The sequence below is a fragment of the Mycobacterium sp. 852002-10029_SCH5224772 genome (assembly GCF_001667315.1).
Lineage (GTDB): Bacteria > Actinomycetota > Actinomycetes > Mycobacteriales > Mycobacteriaceae > Mycobacterium.
This window is the reverse complement of record NZ_LZHT01000011.1, coordinates 39,938-61,753: the sequence shown is the minus strand read 5'-3', so window position 1 is coordinate 61,753 and position 21,816 is coordinate 39,938. Positions and strand designations below refer to the sequence as shown.

12 protein-coding genes are annotated in these 21,816 nt (G+C 66.6%); 4 read left to right on the top strand and 8 right to left on the bottom strand.

Features of this window, described 5'->3' with window-relative positions; all coding sequences use genetic code 11:
• Positions 1–27 precede the first annotated feature (27 nt).
• The 3 genes from A5775_RS03410 (at position 28) to A5775_RS03400 (ending at position 12,309) form a co-directional block, all read left to right on the top strand.
• Complete coding sequence (locus tag A5775_RS03410) at positions 28–9,942, top strand: BTAD domain-containing putative transcriptional regulator (RefSeq protein ID WP_082952862.1); 9,915 nt, start codon at positions 28–30, stop codon at positions 9,940–9,942.
• Positions 9,939–10,640 carry a Type 1 glutamine amidotransferase-like domain-containing protein gene (locus A5775_RS03405; RefSeq protein ID WP_067247487.1) on the top strand — a complete coding sequence of 234 codons (702 nt, stop codon included), beginning with the start codon at positions 9,939–9,941 and terminating at the stop codon, positions 10,638–10,640. Before A5775_RS03410 ends, A5775_RS03405 begins: the two co-directional genes overlap by 4 nt.
• A 67-nt stretch (positions 10,641–10,707) precedes the next feature.
• Positions 10,708–12,309, top strand: a complete 1,602-nt coding sequence (locus A5775_RS03400) for a bifunctional aminoglycoside phosphotransferase/ATP-binding protein (RefSeq protein WP_067247483.1) — start codon at positions 10,708–10,710, stop codon at positions 12,307–12,309.
• On the opposite strand, the gene A5775_RS03395 is transcribed toward A5775_RS03400, so the two are convergent.
• Positions 12,300–13,214 (bottom strand): TPM domain-containing protein, encoded by a 915-nt coding sequence (locus A5775_RS03395; RefSeq protein ID WP_067247480.1) that lies wholly within the window; start codon positions 13,212–13,214, stop codon positions 12,300–12,302. The two genes, A5775_RS03400 and A5775_RS03395, sit on opposite strands and share 10 nt — an antisense overlap.
• A gap of 211 nt (positions 13,215–13,425) precedes the next feature.
• Between A5775_RS03395 and A5775_RS03390 the strand changes: the two genes are divergently transcribed.
• Positions 13,426–14,832: an aldehyde dehydrogenase family protein gene (locus A5775_RS03390; RefSeq protein ID WP_067247476.1), complete on the top strand. Its 1,407-nt coding sequence runs from the start codon at positions 13,426–13,428 to the stop codon at positions 14,830–14,832.
• 265 nt (positions 14,833–15,097) lie between these two features.
• Here the strand turns inward: A5775_RS03390 and A5775_RS03385 are convergent, their stop codons facing one another.
• From A5775_RS03385 to A5775_RS03355, 7 genes are all read right to left on the bottom strand, one after another.
• Positions 15,098–15,775 carry a hypothetical protein gene (locus tag A5775_RS03385; RefSeq protein WP_067247473.1) on the bottom strand — a complete coding sequence of 226 codons (678 nt, stop codon included), beginning with the start codon at positions 15,773–15,775 and terminating at the stop codon, positions 15,098–15,100.
• Positions 15,772–16,716, bottom strand: a complete 945-nt coding sequence (locus A5775_RS03380; RefSeq protein WP_067247470.1) for a vWA domain-containing protein — start codon at positions 16,714–16,716, stop codon at positions 15,772–15,774. Before A5775_RS03380 ends, A5775_RS03385 begins: the two co-directional genes overlap by 4 nt.
• Entirely contained in the window at positions 16,713–17,690 is a 978-nt protein-coding gene (locus A5775_RS03375; protein ID WP_067247467.1) for a hypothetical protein, read from the bottom strand. The genes A5775_RS03380 and A5775_RS03375 overlap by 4 nt, the downstream gene beginning before the upstream one ends.
• Entirely contained in the window at positions 17,681–18,154 is a 474-nt protein-coding gene (locus A5775_RS03370) for a hypothetical protein (RefSeq protein WP_067247464.1), read from the bottom strand. Before A5775_RS03370 ends, A5775_RS03375 begins: the two co-directional genes overlap by 10 nt.
• A complete protein-coding gene (locus tag A5775_RS03365) occupies positions 18,144–19,022 on the bottom strand; it encodes a DUF58 domain-containing protein (protein ID WP_067247461.1) in 879 nt (292 codons plus the stop codon). The genes A5775_RS03370 and A5775_RS03365 overlap by 11 nt, the downstream gene beginning before the upstream one ends.
• 16 nt (positions 19,023–19,038) lie before the next feature.
• Entirely contained in the window at positions 19,039–20,040 is a 1,002-nt protein-coding gene (locus tag A5775_RS03360; RefSeq protein ID WP_067247456.1) for a MoxR family ATPase, read from the bottom strand.
• A gap of 93 nt (positions 20,041–20,133) precedes the next feature.
• A complete protein-coding gene (locus A5775_RS03355; protein ID WP_156660556.1) occupies positions 20,134–21,357 on the bottom strand; it encodes a hypothetical protein in 1,224 nt (407 codons plus the stop codon).
• Positions 21,358–21,816 lie beyond the last annotated feature (459 nt).

Genomic DNA, 21,816 nt, shown 5'->3' with positions numbered 1-21,816 from the left:
ATAGCCGACGTGAGTACCCTTTTATCGGTGGAACTGGGGGTTTTAGGACCTCTTCAGGTCCGGCGAGACGGGGCGCCCGTCGCTATCCCGGGCGCCAAGCCTCGCGCCCTCCTCACGATGCTCGGACTGCACGACGGCGCCGTTGTGTCGGCCGACATGCTCGTCGAGCTGCTGTGGGGCTACGACCCGCCGCGCACGGCCGCCAAAGCCCTGCAGACCCACGTCTCCTCGCTGCGTCGCGCCCTGGGCGACGGGTTTATTTTGACCCAGGGGGCGGGTTGGGTGCTCGCCGACAGCGAGGTTGACGCCTCGCGTTACAAATCAGCAGCCCGACTGGGACGCGCCGCCGCCGCCGCGGGCGACACCAGCCAAGCGGTGGCCCGCTTCGAGGAGGCGCTTGCCCTCTGGCGCGGAATCCCCGATCTTCCCGACGGCAGACGCGGAACGTCGGAAAAGACGCGATGGATCGAGGGTCACGCCGCGCTGGTGGAGGATCGAGCGGACGCTCTGCTCGCCACAGGTCGCGCCGCGGAAGTCATCGGCGATCTCGAGGCTGCGGTAGCCGACGCTCCCTTAAGGGAAAGGCGATGGGGCCAGCTGATGCTCGCCCTCTACCGCGCCGGCCGCCAAGGTGAAGCGCTCGGCGCATACCAACGCGTGCGGGCGCTGCTTGCCGACGAGCTGGGTGTCGATCCGGGGCCGGAACTCCGCCGGCTCGAGGCCGCGATCGTCACGCAAGACTCGTTACTGGATATCGCTGTCGCACGACATGTTCCGTCGGTGACGCGCGCGGTGACATTTCTTCTCACCGATATCGAGGGGTCGACGTCCGCCTGGGAGGTGGACGCCGACGCGATGGCGGTGGCGCTCGCCCGCCACGACGAGCTGATCGAACAGGTCGTTACGTCTCGTGGCGGTCGGCTGATCAAGACGCGCGGTGAGGGCGATGCAACCTTCTCGGTCTTCGAACGGCCGTCCGCGGCGGCCTCGGCCGCAGTTGAGCTGCAGGACGCGATCGCTCATGAGCCGTGGGCGCTGCGGGAGCCCATGCGCATCCGGGTGGCGCTGCATACCGGCGAGGTCGAGCTTCGCGACGGCGATTACTTCGGGCGGGCCGTCAACCGGGTCGCGCGGCTGCGGTCGCTCGCCGAGGGAGGCCAGATCCTGTGCTCCGGGGCGACCGCCGAACTCGTCATCGACTCGCTGGCCGATGACGTGGTGCTCACCGACCTCGGGATGCGTCAGTTGCGGAATCTCGCGCGGCCTGAGCACGTATTCGAGCTGCGACTGGAAACCGGCGAACAGCGCGCCGAGCCGCCGACGACCGAGACGCCGATGCAGCGCCCCGGACTTCCGGCGGTGCTCGTCGGGCCCGGGCCGTTCGTCGGGCGTGGCCGCGAACTCAACGGGCTGCTGTCTGCGTGGCAGAGCGCGCTTACGGGCGGCGTGCGTACGGTGCTGATCGCCGGCGAACCGGGCGTCGGCAAGACCCGCCTTGCCGGTGAATGGTCGCAGCGGGCATATGACCAGGGAGCGGTCGTGCTGTACGGCCGGTGCGACGAGGATCTCGGTGCGCCCTATCAGCCGTTCGCGGAGGCGCTACGTTCGCTCGTGCCATGCATGGGCGCCAACCGGCTGCGGGGACTGCGTGGTGTCGAAGCGTTGCTGTCGCTGGTGCCCGGGCTGACCGATGTCGTACCCGACCTCGCTCCTCCGACGCACGCGGACCCCGACACCGAGCGGTATGCGCTTTTCGATGCGGTCGTCGCCCTGCTGGAAATCGCTTCCGCGAGCACGCCGGTGCTCTTGATCCTCGACGACCTGCATTGGGCAGCCAAGCCGACGCTGCTACTTTTGCGGCATCTGCTGCGCTTCGGCGATCACGCCCGCGTGCAGATCGTCGGCACCTACCGAAGCACCGATCTCGACCGCTCCCATCCCCTGGCGGCGATGCTCGCCGACCTTCACCGCGACGGCACGGCCAACCGGCTCAGCCTCGGCGGCCTCGACGAGGACGACGTAACCACCTACGTCGCCGAAGCCGGCTACGACGACGAGGAACTCGCACGTGCGCTGGCGTCGGTCACCGGTGGTAACCCGTTCTTCCTCATCGAGGCCCTGCGCCACGTCGGTGAGAGCGGCGGCGTGTGGGATCAGAGCACCCTGCCGCAGGGTGTACGAGAAGCGGTGAGCCGCAGGCTTTCCCGACTACCGGTCGAGACCAACAAAGCCCTCGCCACCGCCGCAGTTGTCGGCAGCCGGTTCGCCGTCGAACTGGTGGAGCGGGTGACGGGCGACGACCTCGTCGACGCGTTCGACGAAGCGCGCCGCGCCGGCATCGTCATCGAAGAGCCCGGTGGCAATTACCGGTTCAACCACGCGATCGTCCGGCAATCGCTGCTGGCGGAGCTGGCGTCGGTGCGGCGCATGCGATTACACCAGAGCATCGCCACAACGCTCGAGACGATGCCCGGCTCCGACGACGAGTTGTTAGCTGAGCTGGCCCACCATTATTTCGAATGTGCTTGGGCGGGAAACGCGGCCAAGGCCGTCTTCTACTGCCGGCATGCCGCAGACCAGGCGATGGCACGACTCGCCTACGAAGGTGCGGCCGACCTGTACCACCGTGCACTGCACGCACTGGAGGAGCTCGACGAGGAACTACCCGACCGCGATGACCAGACCGCCGAGCTATTGGTTGCGCGTTGCGAGGCTTTGTTGGCTGCAGGTGATGTGGCCTCGGCGGCGGGTGCGGTCGCACAACTGCAAGCAGCCACAGTCGATTCGGCCCGGTTGGCGGCATGGGCGACATGCTTCGAAGGCCAACTGTCGATGCTGATCCACCCCGAACGGTTGGACGAGGTCGAAGCCGCATTGGGCGCGGCCGCCGCCAAACTCGCCGAACTCGACGACGACGCCGGAGAAGCCAAGGCGCACACCGTGCGAGCGGGATGCCTTGCCCGGCTTGGGCGAATCGCCGACTGCGAGATAGCCCTCGACGACGCGCTCACCGCGGCGCGGCGCGCGCGTGAACACCGCCGGGTGAACGCTGTTTTGGCGGGCGCCCCCCTCGCAGCACTGTGGGGCCCCAACCCGGTTCCGCGCGCAGGCGGGCGGTGCCTCGACGTGGTGCGGCTGCTTCGGATCACCACCGACTCCCCCGCGGTGGAAGCCATCTCCACGCGATGCCAGGCCGTGTTGGAGGCCTTTCGTGGCCGCGCCGCGGCGGCCCGTCGCATGATCGACTCCGCTCGGCGCACGGTTACCGAGCTCGGCCTACGCCATGCGCTGCTGGAAGTTGAGCAATTTGCGGGCATTGTCGAATTGGTCGTCGACGATCCGGCTGCAGCCGAACCGCATCTACACAAGGCCTACCACGGCTTTCGCCGCATGGGCCTGGACGCCGACACCGCCGAGACCGCCGCGTTGTTGGGCCGCGCATATCTTGCCCTCGACCGCGAATCCGAGGCAGACGAATTATGTTCGGAGAGCGAACGTCTCGCCGGCCACGCGCTGAAGGCCTCGATCGCCTGGCGGACGCTTCGGGCGCACTTGCTGGCGCGCCGCGGTGATCACGATGCGGCTCGGCAGGTTGCCGAAGCAGCTGTCACCTTGGCGGAACGCACCGATGCCCTGGTTGATCACGGCGACGCCTGCCTGACGCTGGCAACGGTTTTGGCGGGCGCCGGCGACGCCGTGGCGGCACGCTCCGCGGCCGAGCAAGCGGTCGAGCTGTACGAACGCAAAGGCGCTGTGACGCTTGCGGAAATGGCGCGCGACATTCTTGGCGAGCAAATGAAGCCGAGCGCACCCGCTCGACCAGAAGCGCCGAGTGTCGAGTTGGGCAACGCGTGCGTGCGGGCGGGCGAACGCGTGACGTCCGCGATAAATCATGAGGCTTGGGACGAGTTCGAGAAGCTTTTCGCGCCAGATGGATTCATCGAGAGCCGTCGCAAGGTTGTCGGGTTTGGGCAGATCGACGTCCCATCGGGCGAGTTTCCACAGCTGAACAGGCGCGTTTTGGAGAAAGTCCCTATGCGGGTCAACCAAACGGCTATCGCCGTGCGGGGCGAGCGTCTGGCGCTCGCTCGATTGGTGATAGGCGCCGTCGACGTCAGCCCTGGGGCACCGCACGACGAATTCCTCCTGCTTTATGGCATCGATGACGATGGCCAGATCTCCCTGCAGGTGTGGTTTGACGTCGAAGACCTCGACGCCGCAATGGCCGAACTCGACGCCATTCATGCCAAGTTCGAGGCAGCGCATCCACATTCGCGGACACTCGACAACGCGGCAACGCGCGCATTCGAACGCTTCTGGTCCTACTTCGCCGCGCGCGACTGGGATGCCGTAGGAGCGATTGTCTCCGAAAGCCTTTCCGGCGCCGATCACCGACGCGTCGTGAATGCCGGGGACCGAGGTAGTCGAGAATCCGTGATCCAGGATCTACAGGTGGCCGCCGACCTCGGCTTCACGATAGGGATGGCGGACGTCATGGCGATCCGCGGCGAGCACCTCGCCCTCACGCGGGTGCGTGCGTCCGGTAGTGACCCCGAGACGATTCAAAACGACGCCTTCAATCTCATCGAGATTGCCGCCGACGAGCGAATCACGTCGATCGCTATCTTCGACCTTGACGACTCCGACGCGGCGTTCGCCGAACTCGATGACCGCTACCTCGCGGGCGAGGCTGCGGCCCACGCGCACACCTGGTCGGTCATCGCGGGGACCTATGCTTCGGTCAGCCGACACGAGTTCCCCGCGATAACACCGGACTGCATCACTGTTGACCATCGCCGGACGACAGCGTTCGGGCCCGGTGAGACGTCCACATTCATCCGCGCCGGGTGGGACCTAGGCCAAGACATTCGACCCTTCGTCGAGACCGTGCACCGGTTGAGTGATCTCGGCGCGGTCTGCAGCTATGCGGGCCATGGCGTTTCGCGCGAGGGCTTCGTCGCCGAGTGGCGGGGAGTCGGTCTCTCCACGGTCGAGGGTGACATGATCAACCGCGCCGAGTTCTTCGACGAGGCCGACCTCGACGCCGCGATCACGCGATTCGATCAGCTCAGCCGACCGGCACCGCGGCTCGAAAACACAGCATGCCGAGCGTTCGACCGCTACATGGCGCACTTCGCGGCCCGCGACTGGGACGCGCTCACGAAGGTAATGGCCGACGACATCGTGACCGACGACCGCCGGCGGGTCGTAAACGCGGGCATCCGCCGCGGTCGTGATGCCGAGATCACAAACCTGCGGGCGGGCGTCGACGCCGGGGGCGGGTACATCACGGCCGTCATCATCGCAACCCGTGGAGAGCGCCTCGCCCTCGTGCGTATATCGGGCCACTATCGCGAGAACCAGGAGTTCGTCACGGATTTGCTAGGCGTCGTCGAGGTCAACTCCGACAACCAGATCGCGGTGATCGTCGTGATCGACCTCGACGACTTCGACTCCGCCATCACCGAACTCGACGCCCGCTATCTCGCCGGCGAGGCCGACCCCTATTCGCAGACGTGGGCGGCCGTCGCCGAGACGTACGCGGCCGTGAACAGGCAACAGCTGCCATTGTCACCCGGCTGCGTGAGCATCGATCACCGACAAGCGAGAGCGTTCCCGCCTGGTGAAGTGACCGCATACATGCACGCCACTTGGGAAATCGCGCCAAACGCCACGGGTTACCTCGAGTCGGTGCATCGGCTGAGTGACTGCGGTGCCGTCCTCACCCACGTGGTGCGGGGAAGCTCGCAAGAGGGCTTCGACGCCGAATGGCGGGAAGTCATACTGGGCACATTCGACGGAGGTGTGATCAGCCGCTGCGAGCTCTTCGACGAAGCGGACCTGGATGCCGCGATCGCGAGGTTCGAACAGCTCAGCCCGCGGCCATCCCGGCTGAAAAACAGGGCAACGTTGGTCTTCGAGCATGTCTGGTCGCACTTCGCGGTTCGCGACTGGGACGCCATGGCCAAAACGGTGGCTGACAACTATGTCAGCATCGATCATCGGCGGGTCGTAAGTGCCGAGCCTCAACACAGTCGAAACGACGTGATCAGAGACCTGAAGGCGGCCGCCGAAGTCGGATTCATGATCTCGATGGTGAGTGCCGTCGCGATTCGCGGAGAGCGTCTCGTTCTCGCGCGAGTTCGCGCCTCCGGCAGTGACCCTGACGCCGCTCAAAACGATGCCCTCAACATCGTGGAGATTGACGCCGACGACCGAATCGCGAACGTCGTCGTCTACGACCTCGAAGACTTCGACGCGGCCATCACCGAACTCGACGCGCGATATCTCGCCGGCGAAGCGGCCGACCACGCGCAGGTGTGGTCGGCCATCGCACGAGGCTATGTCGCGGTCAATCGGTGCGAACTTCCAGCCATAACACCGGATTCGGTGTACATCGACCATCGAGCCGTCCTAACGACCGCGCGGGAGGATCTGGCGGGATATCTTCCCACCGTGTGGGACCTCATGCCAGATGTCAGCGCCTACATCGAGGCGGTGCATCGGCTGAGTGAGGCGGGAGCGGTCATCGCCCACGCTGCGCGTGGCACTTCGCAGGACGGCTTTGATGCCGAGTGGCGGGCAGTCGTCGTTGGAATAACCGACGGCGACCTCTACCGCCGCGTCGAGGTATTCGACGAGACGGACCTCGACGCGGCGCTCGACCGGTTCGACGAACTCAGCCGGCCGGCACCGCGGCTGGAAAATGCGGCAAGCAAAGTGGCCGAGCAATTCCTTGGGCACTATGCGGTGCGCGATTGGGATGCCATGGCGGAACTGCTCGCCGACGACGTTTCCTCAGACGATCGCCGCTCAGTGATAAACGCCGGGATCCGGCGCGGCCGAGATGCCGAGATGGCGAACTGGCGCGCCACTGGCGAAGTCTGGAGCACGCATGAGGCGTCGATCGTCGCCGTCCGCGGAGAGCGGCTCGCGCTGTGTCGTACCGCTTTCACAAGCCAAGGTCGGTCACCTGAGGCATTTTCCGCTTCGGCGTTCGGCGTAGTTGAGGTCAACGACGACAACCGAATTCGGGGAATCGTCGTCATCGAGCCGGAGGATATCGACGCCGCCTTCGAGGAACTCGACGCCCGCTACCTCGCGGGCGAAGCGGCGGCCCACGCACACACCTGGTCGGTTATCGCTCGGGTCTACGGGAGCTTCAATCAGCACGACATCCCCGAGGCGGATTGGGTCACCGTCGACCACCGTCGGACCACACCGTTCGCCTCCGGCAACATAACTCCGTCCATACGCGCCGTTTGGGACCTGACGCCGAATTTCAGCGCCAACATCGAGACGGTGCACAGGCTCAACGACTTCGGCGCGGTCGTCACTCACACGTCGTACGGCACCTCGCCACAAGGATTCGACGCCGAATGGCGAATGATCCAAGTTCTCACTGTCGAAGGCGACCGGATCAATCGCTGCGAGCTATTCGACGAGGCGGACCTCGACGCCGCGCTGGCCCGCCTTGACAACCTTCGCTCGCAGCAAGGGCGGCTGGAAAATGCGGCAAGCCGAGTGGACCAACGCCTCCATGCCTGCTTTGCCGCCCGCGACTGGAATGCAATGACCGAGGCGCTGGCCGAGGACACGCTCTATGACGATCGTCGACGCGTGGCGAACGCAGGGCTCCGGCGCGGCCGGGATGCCGAATTGGTCAACATCCGGGCGCTGGTCGATCTCGGTGCAAGTGTGATGTCGACCGTCATTGCGACCCGCGGGGAACGTCTTGTGCTCACACAAGCCCGCTTCTCGGGCCCCGATCAACGATCCGACGCATTTCATAACGTGATGGTCTCCGTCCTCGAGATTGATGCCGAGGAACGGATCGTGGCCCGCATCGTGTTCGACCTCGAGGACATAAACGCCGCCTTCGCCGAACTCGATGCCCGCTACCTCGCGGGCGAAGCAGCCCCCCACGCGCACACTTGGTCGGTGGCTTCAGGGGCTAACGCCCAATTCAATCGTCACGAGTTTCCCGCGACGACGGCGAATCCGGTTTACATCGATCATCGACGCCTCGTATCGATCGCGGGGGTTGATCTAGCCACATCCGTCGGTGCCATGTGGGACCTCACTTCGGATACCAGTGCCTACATCGAATCCGTGCATCGACTGAGCGAACTCGGAACCGTCACTACCCAAGTCCTGAAAATGACCTCGCAAGAGGGCTTCGACGCGGAATTGCGGTTGACCTACGTGATCGCGGTCGAAGGCAACCTGCTTAGCCGCATCGAGGTCTTCGACGAGGCAGATCTCGACGATGCCCTCGCGACATTCGAACAGCTCAGCCAGCCGACGCGGCGCCTGGAGAATGCGGCGAGCCGTGCAGAACGCCGACTCTTTGACCGCTCGGGCACCCGCGATTGGGCGGCGATAGTCGACATCTTGGCGCCCGACAGTTACGTCGACGATCGACGTCGAGTGGTAAATGTCGGCTTCTGGGACGGTCGCGACGCCGTAGTCGCAAATATGCGAGCACTGGCCGAGGGCCTTGCGCAGGTATCTTTGACGGCGATCGCGATTCGCGGAGAGCGCCTCGCACTCGCCCGCATCCGCTCATTCAATCCTGACTCGCGGCACGGAGAATTTTCCATCGAGATGCTGGGAATCGTCGAAATCGACACCGACGGGCGGATCGCTGCCCATATCTTTTTTGACGCCGAAGATATCGATGCTGCCTTTGAGGAACTCGATGCCCGCTACCTCGCCGGCGAAGCCGCCGCTCACCCGCACACCTGGTCGGCTGTCTTGCGGGCCCTCGACGCGTTCAACCGACGCGAGATTCCCGCGACCACACCGGACTGGGCGAATATTGACCATCGCCGAGGAAGAGCGTTTTCGCCCGGAGACCTCGTCCCATACATCCGCGCCGCATGGGAACTCGCGCCCAAAGCCAAGATCTATGTCGAGGCGGTTCATCGGCTGAGCAGCCTCGGCGCCGTCGTCACCGAGGTGCTGCGCGGAACGTCGCCAAACGGCTTCGATGCCGAGTGGCTCGAAGTCAACCTCATTACAGTCGAAGGCGATCTGATCAACCGCAGTGAGCTGTTCGACGAGGAGGACCTCGACGCCGCCGTTACACGTTTCGATGAACTGCAGCCGCTGGCGCGACGGCTGCAGAACAAGGCCACCCGAGCAGAAGACCGCTTCTTTGCGTACTACAAGGCTCGCGACTGGGCAGCGCTCGCCGAGATGCTGACCGACGGCAGTTTCATCGAAAATCGCGTGCCCGTGGTGAACACCGGGCTCTGGCAAGACCGCGAGGTCGTGATCGCGAATATGCAAGCCCTGGCCGAAGCTGTGGCAAATACGACGTCGACCGTAGTTGCGATCCGCGGGGAACGCCTTGCACTCACTCTCATGCGTTACCCGAACAGCGATTCGCGGTACGGGCAGTTCGCCCCCGAGCAGCTCATCATCGCCGAAGTCGACACCGACGATCGGATTGCGGCGCACATCGTGTTCGACCCCGAAGACATCGACGCCGCCTTCGAGGAGCTCGAAAACCGGTACCTCGCCGGCGAAGCGGCCATTCATTCGCGAGTGTGGTCGGTGATTGCCCGGGCCCAGGCCGGATTCACCCGGCGCGAACTTCCTGCGACCACACCGAATCCAGTTTACATCGATCATCGATCGCTCCTAGCGAGCGATGCGGTTGATCTGGCCGCAGCTCTGCAAGCCTCGTGGGACGTCCTGGCCCCGGATATCAACGTCTACGTCGAGACCGTCCATCGGCTAAGCGAACTCGGAGCAGTCGTCATGCAGGCACTCAAAGGGTCGTCGCGAGAGGGCTTCGCCGCCGAGTGGCGGTTGACCAACATTTTCACGGTCGAGGGTGACCTGATTAACCGCTGCGAAGTCTTCGACGAGGAAGACCTCGACGTGGCTCTCGCGCGCTTCGACCAGCTTGCCGGCGAAGATAAGCCAAAGTGAAAGCGCCACAACCGCAACCGGTCTATCTGCTGGCGGACAGTCAGCTGCTGTTTTGGAAGCTCCGCGACCGCCTGCTTCTCGAGGCAGCCCTCGATGGATTGGTTCAGGACGCACCCCTCAGCGCGGCCTACATCGGTGCCTCCAACGGGGATCGGCCGGAGTTCTACGAAATCTTCGAAGCGGCCATGGATGCCGTCAGGATCACCGATCGTCGCATGATCGGCTCGTCGTTCGACCGGGCCGACCGCGCCTTCCTGGACAGCGCCCAGTTGATCGTCCTCGCCGGCGGCGATGCGCGTCTGGGCTGGAACACCTTCGAAGAAACCGGCATGAAGGAGACAATCCTGGGCCGCTACGCCGAAGGCGCCGTCCTCGTGGGCATTTCGGCCGGTGCGGTACAGCTTGGACGCTATGGGATCGTCGAGACGCCGGAATCACTCGGGGCCGACGTGTTCGACGTGTTCAATCTCATCCCGATGGTGATCGACGTGCACGACGAACGCACCGAGTGGTTGCGACTGTCGCGGGCGATTCGATTGCTGAAGGGAGAGGCGAGTGGGCTCGGCATCCCCGCCGGCGGCGGAGTCGTCGTGCACGCGGATTCGACCATCGTGGCCCTGCGCCGTCCCGCGCATACATTCGTCTTCGACGGCACTACCATCACGCACGCACTGTTGGCCGCCGAAGTGGGCAACTGACGAGTTCGTCCGTAGCCTGAAATTCTGTGAGGGCCAGCCAAACCACCTGTAATCGTTCGGCGAGACCATGACACACGCCTTCGACCCAACTGGACCCGACGGCCGCCCGCGGATCATCGCCGACCTGCTGCGGCCCGACGCGTATGAACCCCCGGCCTACGACGTGCGTCTTCACGAGACGCACAGCTCGTGGGTCGTGCTCGCCGGACCATACGCCTACAAGCTCAAGAAGCCGGTGGACCTCGGCTTCCTCGACTTCACCAGCATCGAGCGGCGCCGTGCCGACTGTGACGAAGAGCTGCGCCTCAATCGGCGGTTCAGTCCGCAGATGTATCTGGGTGTCGTCGAAGTCACCGAACAGAATGGCCGCTACCGCATCGGCGGCGCGTCCGGCTCGGGCGAGCCGGCCGTGTGGATGCGGCGCCTGCCGGAGGAAGGCATGCTGCCGGCCAAGCTCGCGCGCGGCGAGGTCGACCTGCGTCTCGCGCGGCGGATCGGCCGCACCCTGGCCAAGCTTCACGGCAGCGCCGAAACCGGCCCCGACATCGACGCGTACGGCAGCCCGTCCAGCGTGATCGCGAACTGGCGGGAGAACTTCGACCAGATGCGCCCCTTCGTCGGGCGCACCATCGCGAGCGACATCAACGACGACATCCGAAGCTACGTCGACGAATTCGTGCGGACGCACGCGCCATTGCTCGAGCGACGCGTGGCCGACGGGCACGTGCGGGATGGGCATGGCGACCTGCACGCCGCCAGCATCTGCATCGACGACGGCCGAATCCTGCTGTTCGACAGCCTGCAGTTCGCGCCTCGCTATCGGTGCGCCGACCTGGCGTCCGAAGTTGCCTTTCTGGCAATGGATTTGGAGTATCACGGTCGCGCAGACCTGGCGTGGGGTTTCGTCGACTCCTACGTGCGCGCCAGCGGCGACGTCGGACTGCTCCAGCTACTCGACTTCTATATCTGCTACCGCGCCTACGTTCGCGGCAAGGTCCGCAGCCTGCGCCTAGCCCAGACCAGCCAGTCTTCCGGTGACGAAGGACGTGAGCTCATCGCCGAGTCGCGGAACTACTTCGACCTGGCGTGGGCGCACGCGGATGGGCTGCCCCGTCCGCCGATGGTGGTCATCATGGGCCTGCCGGCGAGCGGCAAGACCACGCTGGCACGCGCGCTCGCGGGCCGACTCGGGCTGGTGCACCTCTCGTCGGACCTGGCGCGCAAGCGGATGGCGGGCATCGAGCCCACCCAGCGCGGCGGCGACGAATTCGGTTCGGGGCTCTACGATCCGGCGATGACGCGCAGCACCTATGCCGCGCTGCGCCGCGACGCCGCACGCTGGCTGCGTCGGGGCCGCGGCGTCGCCGTCGATGCGACGTTCGGCAATCCGCACGAGCGCGCCCAGCTGCGGCAGCTGGCGCACCGCCTCGGGGCCGACCTCCGCGTCGTGCTGTGCGACGCCGACGACGCCACCCTGATCGCGCGACTCGAGCGGCGCGCCACGGAGAAGGGCGTGGTCTCGGATGCGCGGATCGAGCTGTGGCCCGAGTTGCGCGCCGTGTTCACGCCCCCCGATGAGCAAGCGTCCGTTCTGCGGGTCGACGCGACGCGCAGCAACGAGGAGACCGTCGAGCAGGCGCTTTCGCTGTTGCGCGCTTCCTACCGCTGACGGCTTCGACCGCGTCGTGGCTTGCGCTGTGCCGACAGCACGTCGTCGTTGGCCAACGTTTGCGCCTGAGCGGCCAGCGTCGATGCCCTGTTGGCATGGGCGATCGCTTCGGCGTCGTTGGCCGCTTCCTTGCCGCGTGCCGCCGCCAGATGCCGTTTGCCCTCGTCGAGCCGGGTCTGGGCCTCGGCGCCGACGCTGTCGCGATGCCGCGCGACGTAGTCAGAGATTTGGCGCAGCCTGGCGTAGGGGGTAGACAGCGCCTGCGGCAGCGAATCACCGCGGCCTTCAATGCTCGTTTGCGGGCCGCGGGAGCGGGCGCGCCCGCGCCGACGCGCGCGATAGAGCACGAACAGCAGCAGTACAACCACGACGACGATGACGCCGATCGCCACCAGCGGCCAGATCGGCTTCGACGAGCTCGCCGGCTTGGCCGAACTCGCCAATTTGTCCAAACCGTCGGCCGCGGCGACCGCAGCACCGCTCCAGTCTTTCGCACCCAGCACGGGTTCAATTTGGTTGCGGCGCAGACTGTTCAGCCCGGCAGTGGTCGGGCCGTGCACCTGCGGCGGCACGGTGAAGGTGTACGCCTTGGTGTTCGTGGCGATGGCCAGCAGCGCATCCTGGCCGCCCAGCCCACTGGCGCTGCGGGTGCGGTCGGCCCAGTTGTCGGGCTTGTACCGGGAGAAGTTGTCGACGTAGACGACCCACAGTTGGATGTGGCGATCGCGGTAAAGCCGGTCGATCGCCGAGCTGACGGCCGCACGACCGGAATCGGTCAACGCCCCCGTGCTGTCAGTGAGGTGATCCTTGAGCTGGGAGGGCGGCTGCGCGCCGGCGGGGCTTGCCAGCAGCAACCCGGTGGTGAGGATCGTCAGGACGGCACCGAAAAGGCGAACAACCCGCATACAGGTAACTTAGCCGTCCGTTTGCGTTCGGGCAGGCGAGCGGCGCGCACGCGACCCACGGATCGCCGATCACGTTGCCGCACGTCGGCGACCAGCAGAATCGCCCGGAGACTCACGGTCGGCACGCCTCCCCCACGCACTGGACACCCACTGGTTACGCGCGTAACCTCTGTCGCGCGACGACAGGAACCGCTAACGAAGGGCCACGAAATTGAGTACCACCATTCCCGTCTTCAACCCTTCCACTGAGGAGCAGATCACCGAGGTCCCCGATTCCGACCAGGCAACCGTCGACGCCGCGGTGGCCCGCGCGCGCGAGACCTTCGAGTCAGGCGTGTGGCGCAAGGCGCCCGCGTCGCACCGGGCAAACGTCCTCTTCCGCGCCGCGCGCATCATCGAGGAACGCACCGACGAGCTCGCCGCGCTCGAGGGCCAGGACAACGGCATGAACCTGACGGCCGCGCGGCACATCATCCCGGTCTCGGTCGACATGCTGAAGTACTACGCCGGCTGGGTCGGAAAGATCCACGGCGAGTCGGCCAATCTCGTGTCCGACGGCCTGCTCGGCACCTGGGAGACCTATCACACCTTCACCCAGCTCGAGCCGGTCGGCGTCGTCGGCCTCATCATCCCTTGGAACGGGCCGTTTTTCGTCGCGATGCTCAAGGTCGCACCCGCCCTCGCGGCGGGGTGCAGCGCCGTCCTCAAGCCCGCCGAGGAGACGCCGCTGACCGCGCTCAAGCTCGAGGAGATCTTCCGTGAGGCAGGTCTGCCCGATGGTGTCCTGAACGTCATCACCGGCTACGGCGAGACCACGGGTGCCGCGCTCACCGCGCACCCGGACGTCGACAAGATCTCGTTCACGGGGTCGACGGAGGTCGGGCGGCTGATCGTCAAGGCGGCCGCCGGCAACCTCAAGCGGCTCACACTCGAGCTCGGCGGCAAGTCGCCGCTGATCATGTTCGACGACGCCAACCTCGACAAGGCGATCTTGGGGGCGGGCATGGGCCTGCTCGCCGGTTCGGGGCAGAACTGCTCGTGCACGTCGCGCATCTACGTCCAGCGCGGCATCTACGACCAGGTCGTGCAGCGCCTTGCCGAGTTCGCTCAGATGCTGCCGATGGGCGGCAGCGAGGATCCGGATTCGGTTCTGGGGCCGCTGATCAGCGACAAGCAGCGCAAGCGCGTGGACGGCATCGTGAACGACGGCGTGGCCGGCGGCGCGCAGGTGATCACCGGCGGCAAGCCGATGGACCGCAAGGGCTACTTCTACGAGGCGACGATCGTCACCAACACGACACCGGACATGCGGCTCATCAAGGAGGAGATCTTCGGGCCGGTCGGCTGCGTGATCCCGTTCGACGACGAGGACGAGGTGCTCGCTGCCGCGAACGACACGCACTACGGCCTGGCCGGCTCGATTTGGACCGAGAACCTGTCGCGCGCGCACCGCGTCGCCAATGAGCTTCGCGCGGGCCAGGTTTGGGTGAACTCCTCACTCGCCGCCGACCCCTCGATGCCGATCAGCGGCCACAAGCAGTCGGGTTGGGGCGGCGAACGCGGCCGCAAGGGGATCGAGGCCTACTTCAACACCAAGGCGGTCTACATCGGCCTGTGATCGGGCTTTGAGCGCCGGTCGCGCGAGCGTAACGTCACTGCGAAATTATCGCTGATTTTTCGCAGTGTCGTTACACTCGGCGCTTCTGGTCCAGGAGGATATGAGCCGCAACGGCTTTCAGTGCGACGCGATGATCAGGCCGCTTGAAATGCGTTCACATCCGGGAATTTCGGCGGCGTGGCCGTGGCGACGCCGGGGCTGGCGCGGGCGCAGGGGCACACACGATGGCCCGAGGAGTTCGTCGACGTCAAAGCCTGACAGACCCTTACGGAGGTTCCCCCGGCGATGCAGCGTCCTGCAGCACCTGCTGCAACTTGTCGAACGGATCGCCCACACCCGGGTCGAGCCGGCGTGGTGGGATCTCACGGCCATCGGGTGTGAGGGCGGCGAGGGGCGGCGGCGCGGTGAGCGCCATTTTCTTGGCGGCCAACCGGTTCGCGGTGTCGTGCCGGATGTTCCGACGCTGCGCGTCCGAGTCGGTGTTGCCGAAGAAACAGGCTTCAGGCGCGGCGTCGACGACGGCCAGCGCGCCCGCATAACGTTCCGCGGCGCGTGCCCGCTCACCTGCCGCCGCAGCCCGGTCGCCCTGGGTTTCGCGGACCAGTTCGAGGTTGACCCGCACCGGGCAGGAGCGGGCGACGTCGGTGCGGGCAAGCGCGGCGGAGAAATGACGGTCGGCATCCGCGAGCCGGCCGTCGAGCACGGCGGCGGCGCCCGCGGTGAACGGCGCCTTCGACGGTTCGACCACGTTGACCACGCCGAGGACCGCCGCATCGGTTCGCACCGCATTCCCATCGCCGTGGGCGAACGAGGACACGGCGGAATTGCCGGCCACGACAACGGAAATCAGCTTGACGACGACCAACAGCGCAACAGCGGTCAGTGGGGCCGAGTAGATCAGCAGCCGCCGTCGTAGCCGTAACCGCGCCGGTCTGCGCGTCATGATTCCAAGTCCCGCCAGGCGATGCGGCCGCGCCGGAACTCGCGGACCGAAAGGTAGATTTCGGCGAGCAGCAACCCCGCCGCGAGCAACGCGGGCAGCCAGTACAGCTCTATCCGGTCAGCGGCCTCGGCCTGAACGTGCTGCGGCGTGACAGGCAGGTCGGGCCGGAAGGGCTGGCCGGGATCTCGGTGAACGTAAGGCACGTTGAGTTGTCCCGCGATGTGACGCAATGCGGCTTCGTTGATCGCGTCGCCGCGGCCGTAGCCCAGCACCGCCCCCCCGCCCACCGACCCCCGCGTGAGGTCGATGTCGCCCTGCGGCGTGCGCGAACTGGGCGCACCGGAACCGAAGTACAGCACCACGTTCCGCGAACCCGGATATTGCTGCGCTGCCTGCATCAGCTGGTACCGCAACACGTTGTCCGCGGCGGCCGCGTTGACATCTGAACCACTTTGGCCGGCGCGCAGAGCCGCGATGGTCGGACGCAAACTCCAAACATCTTCGGACAGCGGCCACTCCAATGAAGCTTTCGAGGCGAACGTGACGAGCGCGTAGCGTGCCGCCGGGTACTGCTTGATCAACACGGCGATGTCGTCGCGTATCCCCGCGATCCGCGGTTTGTCGGTGCCAGCAATGCTGTAGTCCTCGACATCCGAGTCGGCCGAACGGTCGACGATCAGGAACACGTTGAGATTGTCGCCGGCCGCGGACGTTGTCACCCCATGGTTTCCGTCGTCGCGAAATGCCGGGCGGGCGGTCGCGGCGATGAGCAGTAGCACCGCGACAGTCACACCGCTCCAGCGCAGCACCGCCCGGTGTCGGCGTCCGGAGCGGCGCCCGGCCGACAAAAGCGCCTGGCGCAGCGCTACCAGGCGCGCCAGGGTAAGCGCGCCGGTGACGACGGCGAGGATCGCCCAGGGCAGGAGAGGCTGAAACGTCATCGGCGCAACACCAATAGCGCCACCGAGAGCACGGCCGCCGACAACAACGCGATCGCCAGGGGTACCGCCGGCGCGTCCTGCAGCTCCGCTGTCACGACGGTGCCGTCGGCCAGGCGCACCGGCGGGGCGTGCGCCCGAATCTCATCGAGGGTCGCGGTCACCGACTTCGGTCCCGGCGCGAGATATCGGCCTCCGGTCTGCTCGGTGAGCGCCACCAGCGAACCGCTCGCGGGCGACGGCGCCGTGTCGATCACATTGATTTGGGCTCCAGCCCGTTCAACCAGGGCCCGTAGACTGCCGTCGGTGAACAGTGCGGCGCGCCGTTCTCCGCCAGCACGCAGATCTGAGGGGCCGAGATAGATCACCGACCGCCGGTGCGTGCTCCGCTGCTCGGCGGACGGAAACCCGGAGAGACACAGCGCCAGAACATCATTCACGTTTACGGTGTAGTCGGTGTAAGGCACCGGCGGGGCGAATGACGCCGACTGCGCCTGGTGGGCGCCCACGTACTCGTCGAATCGCGCCGCTGCGTACTGGTGGTCGCGTGTCAGCGGCACCACGCGGCGATTGGCCGATGTCAGGCCGATGCGTTGAGCCTGGGGGGAATTCGTGGCCTGGCGAGCGAAGTGGTCGAGGAGTTCAGCCGTCGCGGCATCGGTCACCGGCTGCCCGACGCACAGCATGATGTCCTCGGGGTGTGCGGCGTCGAAATCCTTGGTGGCCTCGGTCGGACGGGCTCCCGCCCAGGTAGCGGCGGCGAACATGACCGTCAACACGACCAGGGTGACAACCGTTGACAGCGAACGCAACCGGGCCACCTTCGCGTACTCGGGCAACCGCGTCAGCCGGGCGACGTTGGCCAGAGGGCGCAGCTGCCGGCGGGCAGCGGCCATGGATAGCAGCGCCGCCAGGGCCGCGACGGCGACGAAGCAGGCCGATCCGATCGCCGCGACCGGCCACCACTTCAGGTCCACGAGCGGATCAACTCCTGCGCCCGGGCACTCACGTCGGCGACGTCGACCCGCGATTCGGCGTTGAACTGCGCATCGCCGAGCTGGGTCAACAGCGGCGCGGCCACGGCCAGGTTCGCGTCAGCCAGGGCGCCGACTTGCAGGTACTGAGCCCGCGCGCCGGTCGCTTGATGCAGAAAGCTACGCACCGTCCGGCTGATCGCCGCACACGCCTCGGGCGCCGACATCCGCCCGGCACGGTGCTCACCAGCTATGCGCTGCACGCAGCGGGCGAACCGGTTACGGATCAGCCAGGCGTGGACGCGCCGCACAATGGGGATGCGCCGTAGCCGACGCGACGGCAGCGTCCACACGAAAATGCCTGCATACCAACCGATGACGACGACGATCAGCAGGACAACCCCCCACAGCCACCCCGTCGAGTACGGCTGCGGACCGAACACATGGCGCAGCAGATCATCCGGCACGAGCGGCCACCTCGGTCAGGCGAACAAGTTCACGCCGAATGTCGTTGCTGCCCGCGATAGTCGCGTGCGCAACCGCGCGACCGGTCAAGAACGCATCGAGGCGTTCGCGGCGAGCCTGCTCGGCCCGGCGATACGCGGCGACGACACGAGGGCCGAGGTCGGCGCCATTCAAGACGAAACGACCGGTGGCGACGTCGTACCCGTCGGTGTTGTCGGATCCCACCGCGGGCATGTCCGACACCATCGCCCACATGATGTCGTGCCGCCCGCCCAGTCTGGTGAGCACCGCGCTGAGCCGGTCGTCTGGGCGCTGCTCGAAGTCGGGTTCGTCGGACACCACGATGATCAACATGGTGTGTCGGTAATGCGTTGCCACGTAGTCGAGTTGGGCCGTGATGTCGCTGGGACCGGGGTCGGTCATGGTGTGCTGGTACCAGCGGTGCAACAGCCCCTCGACGTGCGTTTCGCCGCGCCGCTGCGGGACGTTCACGCAACCGCGGCGGTCGCCGTAGACCATGCCGATCTGATCGGATCGCCGCAGGCCGATCAACCCCACCGCGCCCATGATGTGCGCGGCGACGTCGCGCTTACACTCCCCGCTCGGCGCGAGCGCCGACATGTTGCGACCGGCATCGCCGACAAGCAGGATCTTGTGGTGCTTTTCGGAAACGAACCGTTTGATGAGCACGCCGCCCGAACGCGCCGAGGCCTTCCAATCGATGTCCCGCACGTCGTCGCCGGGAACATACGGCCGTAGATCATCGAATTCCATGCTGCGCGTGTGCAATAGCGCGTAGCGGCCGCCTTCGAGCAGACCGCGGGTATCGGTGCCGAAGTGGGCCTTGGCCCGGTTGAGGTGCTTACCCAAGACGACCGTCTGGCACCTAGGGGACCCTGACGGCCCGCAGGGCGGCGTCGACCACGACCTCAGGGGTGATATCGGCGCTGGCCGCTTCGAATCCGAGGATGAGCCGGTGCCGCAGCACCCGGTGCGCAAGCTTCGCGATGTCCTCTGGCAGCACGTGCGCACGTCCGGACAACACCGCCTGCGCTCGGGCCGCCTTGCAGAACGCGATTGTGGCGCGTGGGCTGGCGCCGTACTCGACCAGACGCGCGATCTGCTTGGGCAACACCTGCGCCGGGTGGCGGGTCGCGTCGACGAGTTGGCTGGCGTAGAGCATCAGCGCGCGATCCATGTGGACGTGGCGCACGACCTCCTGCAGGCGCAGCACGTCGTCGAGGCTGACCACCGGCGGGGCGGGTCGCCCCTTGTCGTAGATGCCCGCGTCGATCCGCGTCATCACTTCCACCTCTTCCTGCGGGGTGGGGTAGCGCACGATCTCCTTGAGCAGGAAGCGGTCGGTCTGCGCCTCGGACAGCGGATAGGTGCCTTCCTGGTCGACGGGGTTCTGGGTGGCGATCACCAGGAACGGATCCGCAAGGGGGTGCACCTGCCCGGCGATGGTGGTCTGCCGCTCCTCCATCGCCTCGAGCATCGCGCTTTGGGTCTTCGCGCTTGACCGGTTGATCTCGTCGAGCAACACGATGTTGGCGTGCACCGGACCCAGTTGGGTGACGAACGAATTCGTCGCCGCGTCGTAGATCTGGGTGCCGATGATGTCGCTGGGCAGCAGGTCGGGCGTGCACTGGATCCGTTGGAAGCGGCCGTGCACCGACTCCGCGAGCACCTTGGCGGCGGTGGTCTTCGCCAGGCCCGGCACACTTTCCAGCAGGATGTGGCCGCCGGCGAGCAGGCCGATCAGCAGCGACTCCCGTAGGTCGCGTTGCCCGACGATCTTGGTGGTGAACGCCTCGGAGATGGCGTCGACGATCCCCTGGACGTCGTCGATTTCACGCTGATGTGGTTGTGTTCGCGCTGTAGTCATACGCCCGCTGGGATACCCGGGTGCGGGCTTTCCACACTTCGGGCGTGTGTGACATGGCGCGCATCGCCAACCGTTCGCGAGACGCCCTACCGGCTACGTCTGGTTCCCTCGCGGGGGCCGTCTGTTCTTGCCTTCAGCCTCCAGCCGCAGCCGGATTGCCTTCGCCCGTGCCTCGGCGGCCCGAGCTTGCGCTTCGGCGGCTTCTGCTCCCGCCCAAACCTCGGCGGCCCGAGCGCGAGTTTCGGCGGCTTCCGCGCGGGCGCGCGCCTCGGCGGCCAGGGCCTCGGCTTCGGCCGCTTCCGCGCGTGCCCGCTCCCGCGCCCGCGCGTCGGCGGCCAGGGCCTGGGTTTCGGCGGCTTCGGCACGCGCCCGTGCCTCGGCCACCAGCGCTTCTGCTTCGGCGGCCTTTGCCCGCTTTCGAGCTTCGGCCGCAACGGCCTCGATTTCGGCGGCTTCTGCCCGCTTCCTCGCTGCGGCGGCCAAGGCTTGCGCTTCGGCGGCTTCCGCCTGCTTCCGCGCCTCGATGGCCAGCGCCTCGGCTTCGGCGGCCTTTGCGCGTGCCCGTTCCCGTTCCCGCGCTTCGGCGATCAAGGCTTGAGTTTCGGTGGCTTGTGCCTGCGCCCGCGCCTCGGCAGCCAAAGCTTCGGGCTCGGCGGCTTTTGCCCGCTTCCGGGCTTCGGCGGCTAGGGCGTGCGCTTCGGCGGCTTTGGCCTGCTTCCGGGCTTCGGCGGCTAGGGCGTGCGCTTCGGCGGCTTCTGCCCGCTTGTGCGCCTCGGCGGCCTGCGCTTCGGCGGCTGCGGCTTCCGCGCGCGCCCGCTCTCGCGCCCGCGCTTCCGCGGCCAGCGCTTCCGCCGCGGCGACCTCGGCCTGCGCCTGCGCCTCGGCGGCCACCGCTTCGGGCTCGGCGGCGAGCGCTTCGGCCGCAGCGGCTTCGTCCCGCGCCCGCGCCTCGGCGGCGAGCGCTTCGGCTTCCGCGGCCAGAGCTTCCGCTTCCGCCGCCAGGGCTTCGGCCGCGGCCGCGTCTGCCCGAGCCCGCGCTGCGGCGGCCACCGCTTCGGCTTCCGCGGCCAGCGCCTGGGCGGCGGCGGCTTCTGCCTGCGTCCCCGCGTGAGCCTCCGGTCTGAGTCGCGGCGGCTTCTGCTGGGACGGCGGCTTCTGCTGGGACGGCGGCCTGGGCTGATTGACGAGCGGCTGACGGTTCCGCATCGGAGCGCCGGCTGCGGTTCGCGCCTTCTGCTCAGCCACTCTGTACGGGCCCGCAAGGAAATCGGTCAATACCAAGACCACGCCGACCAGCAGTACCAGCGGCAGGGCCAAGGACGGGCGAGTGACCATTCCCCAGATCCCGGCGACTGTCAGCGGCGCTGCGAGCAACACTGCGGCCCCCGGATACCGACCACCTAGGTCGAGGATCGCTGCGGGGACCGCGGACGCGCGAGCGGCCAACGGGAGCCGATCCGGCCGACTTACGACGACTCTCTGAGACCCCACGATCCCGCTCCTTCACGGAGATGCTGGCACATAAGAGTACTGCGCAATCGGCCGTTGCGGTGGATCAAATCTTCGTGTCTGAATAGCAATATCGCCGCAATACCGTAGCCGGGCCGGGCGACTTGGAAGATGACGGTAGTTCACGGCCAGCGAGCATCGGTGTGGCCGTCGGGCGCCGAGATCTGCACTATCCAGCACCGGTGTCGATGGAACCTCACAATCCGTCGTGAATGAGGTGCCAAGCCTCTACGCTGCCGGTTAATCATGCTGCGTCTTCCGGCGAGG

Coding starts and splice junctions, on each gene's coding strand:
- A5775_RS03360 (WP_067247456.1), bottom strand. CDS start 20,040: ATGACTACAGCGCGAACACAACCACATCAGCGTGAAATCGACGACGTC.
- A5775_RS03385 (WP_067247473.1), bottom strand. CDS start 15,775: ATGACGCGCAGACCGGCGCGGTTACGGCTACGACGGCGGCTGCTGATC.
- A5775_RS03380 (WP_067247470.1), bottom strand. CDS start 16,716: ATGACGTTTCAGCCTCTCCTGCCCTGGGCGATCCTCGCCGTCGTCACC.
- A5775_RS03395 (WP_067247480.1), bottom strand. CDS start 13,214: ATGCGGGTTGTTCGCCTTTTCGGTGCCGTCCTGACGATCCTCACCACC.
- A5775_RS03400 (WP_067247483.1), top strand. CDS start 10,708: ATGACACACGCCTTCGACCCAACTGGACCCGACGGCCGCCCGCGGATC.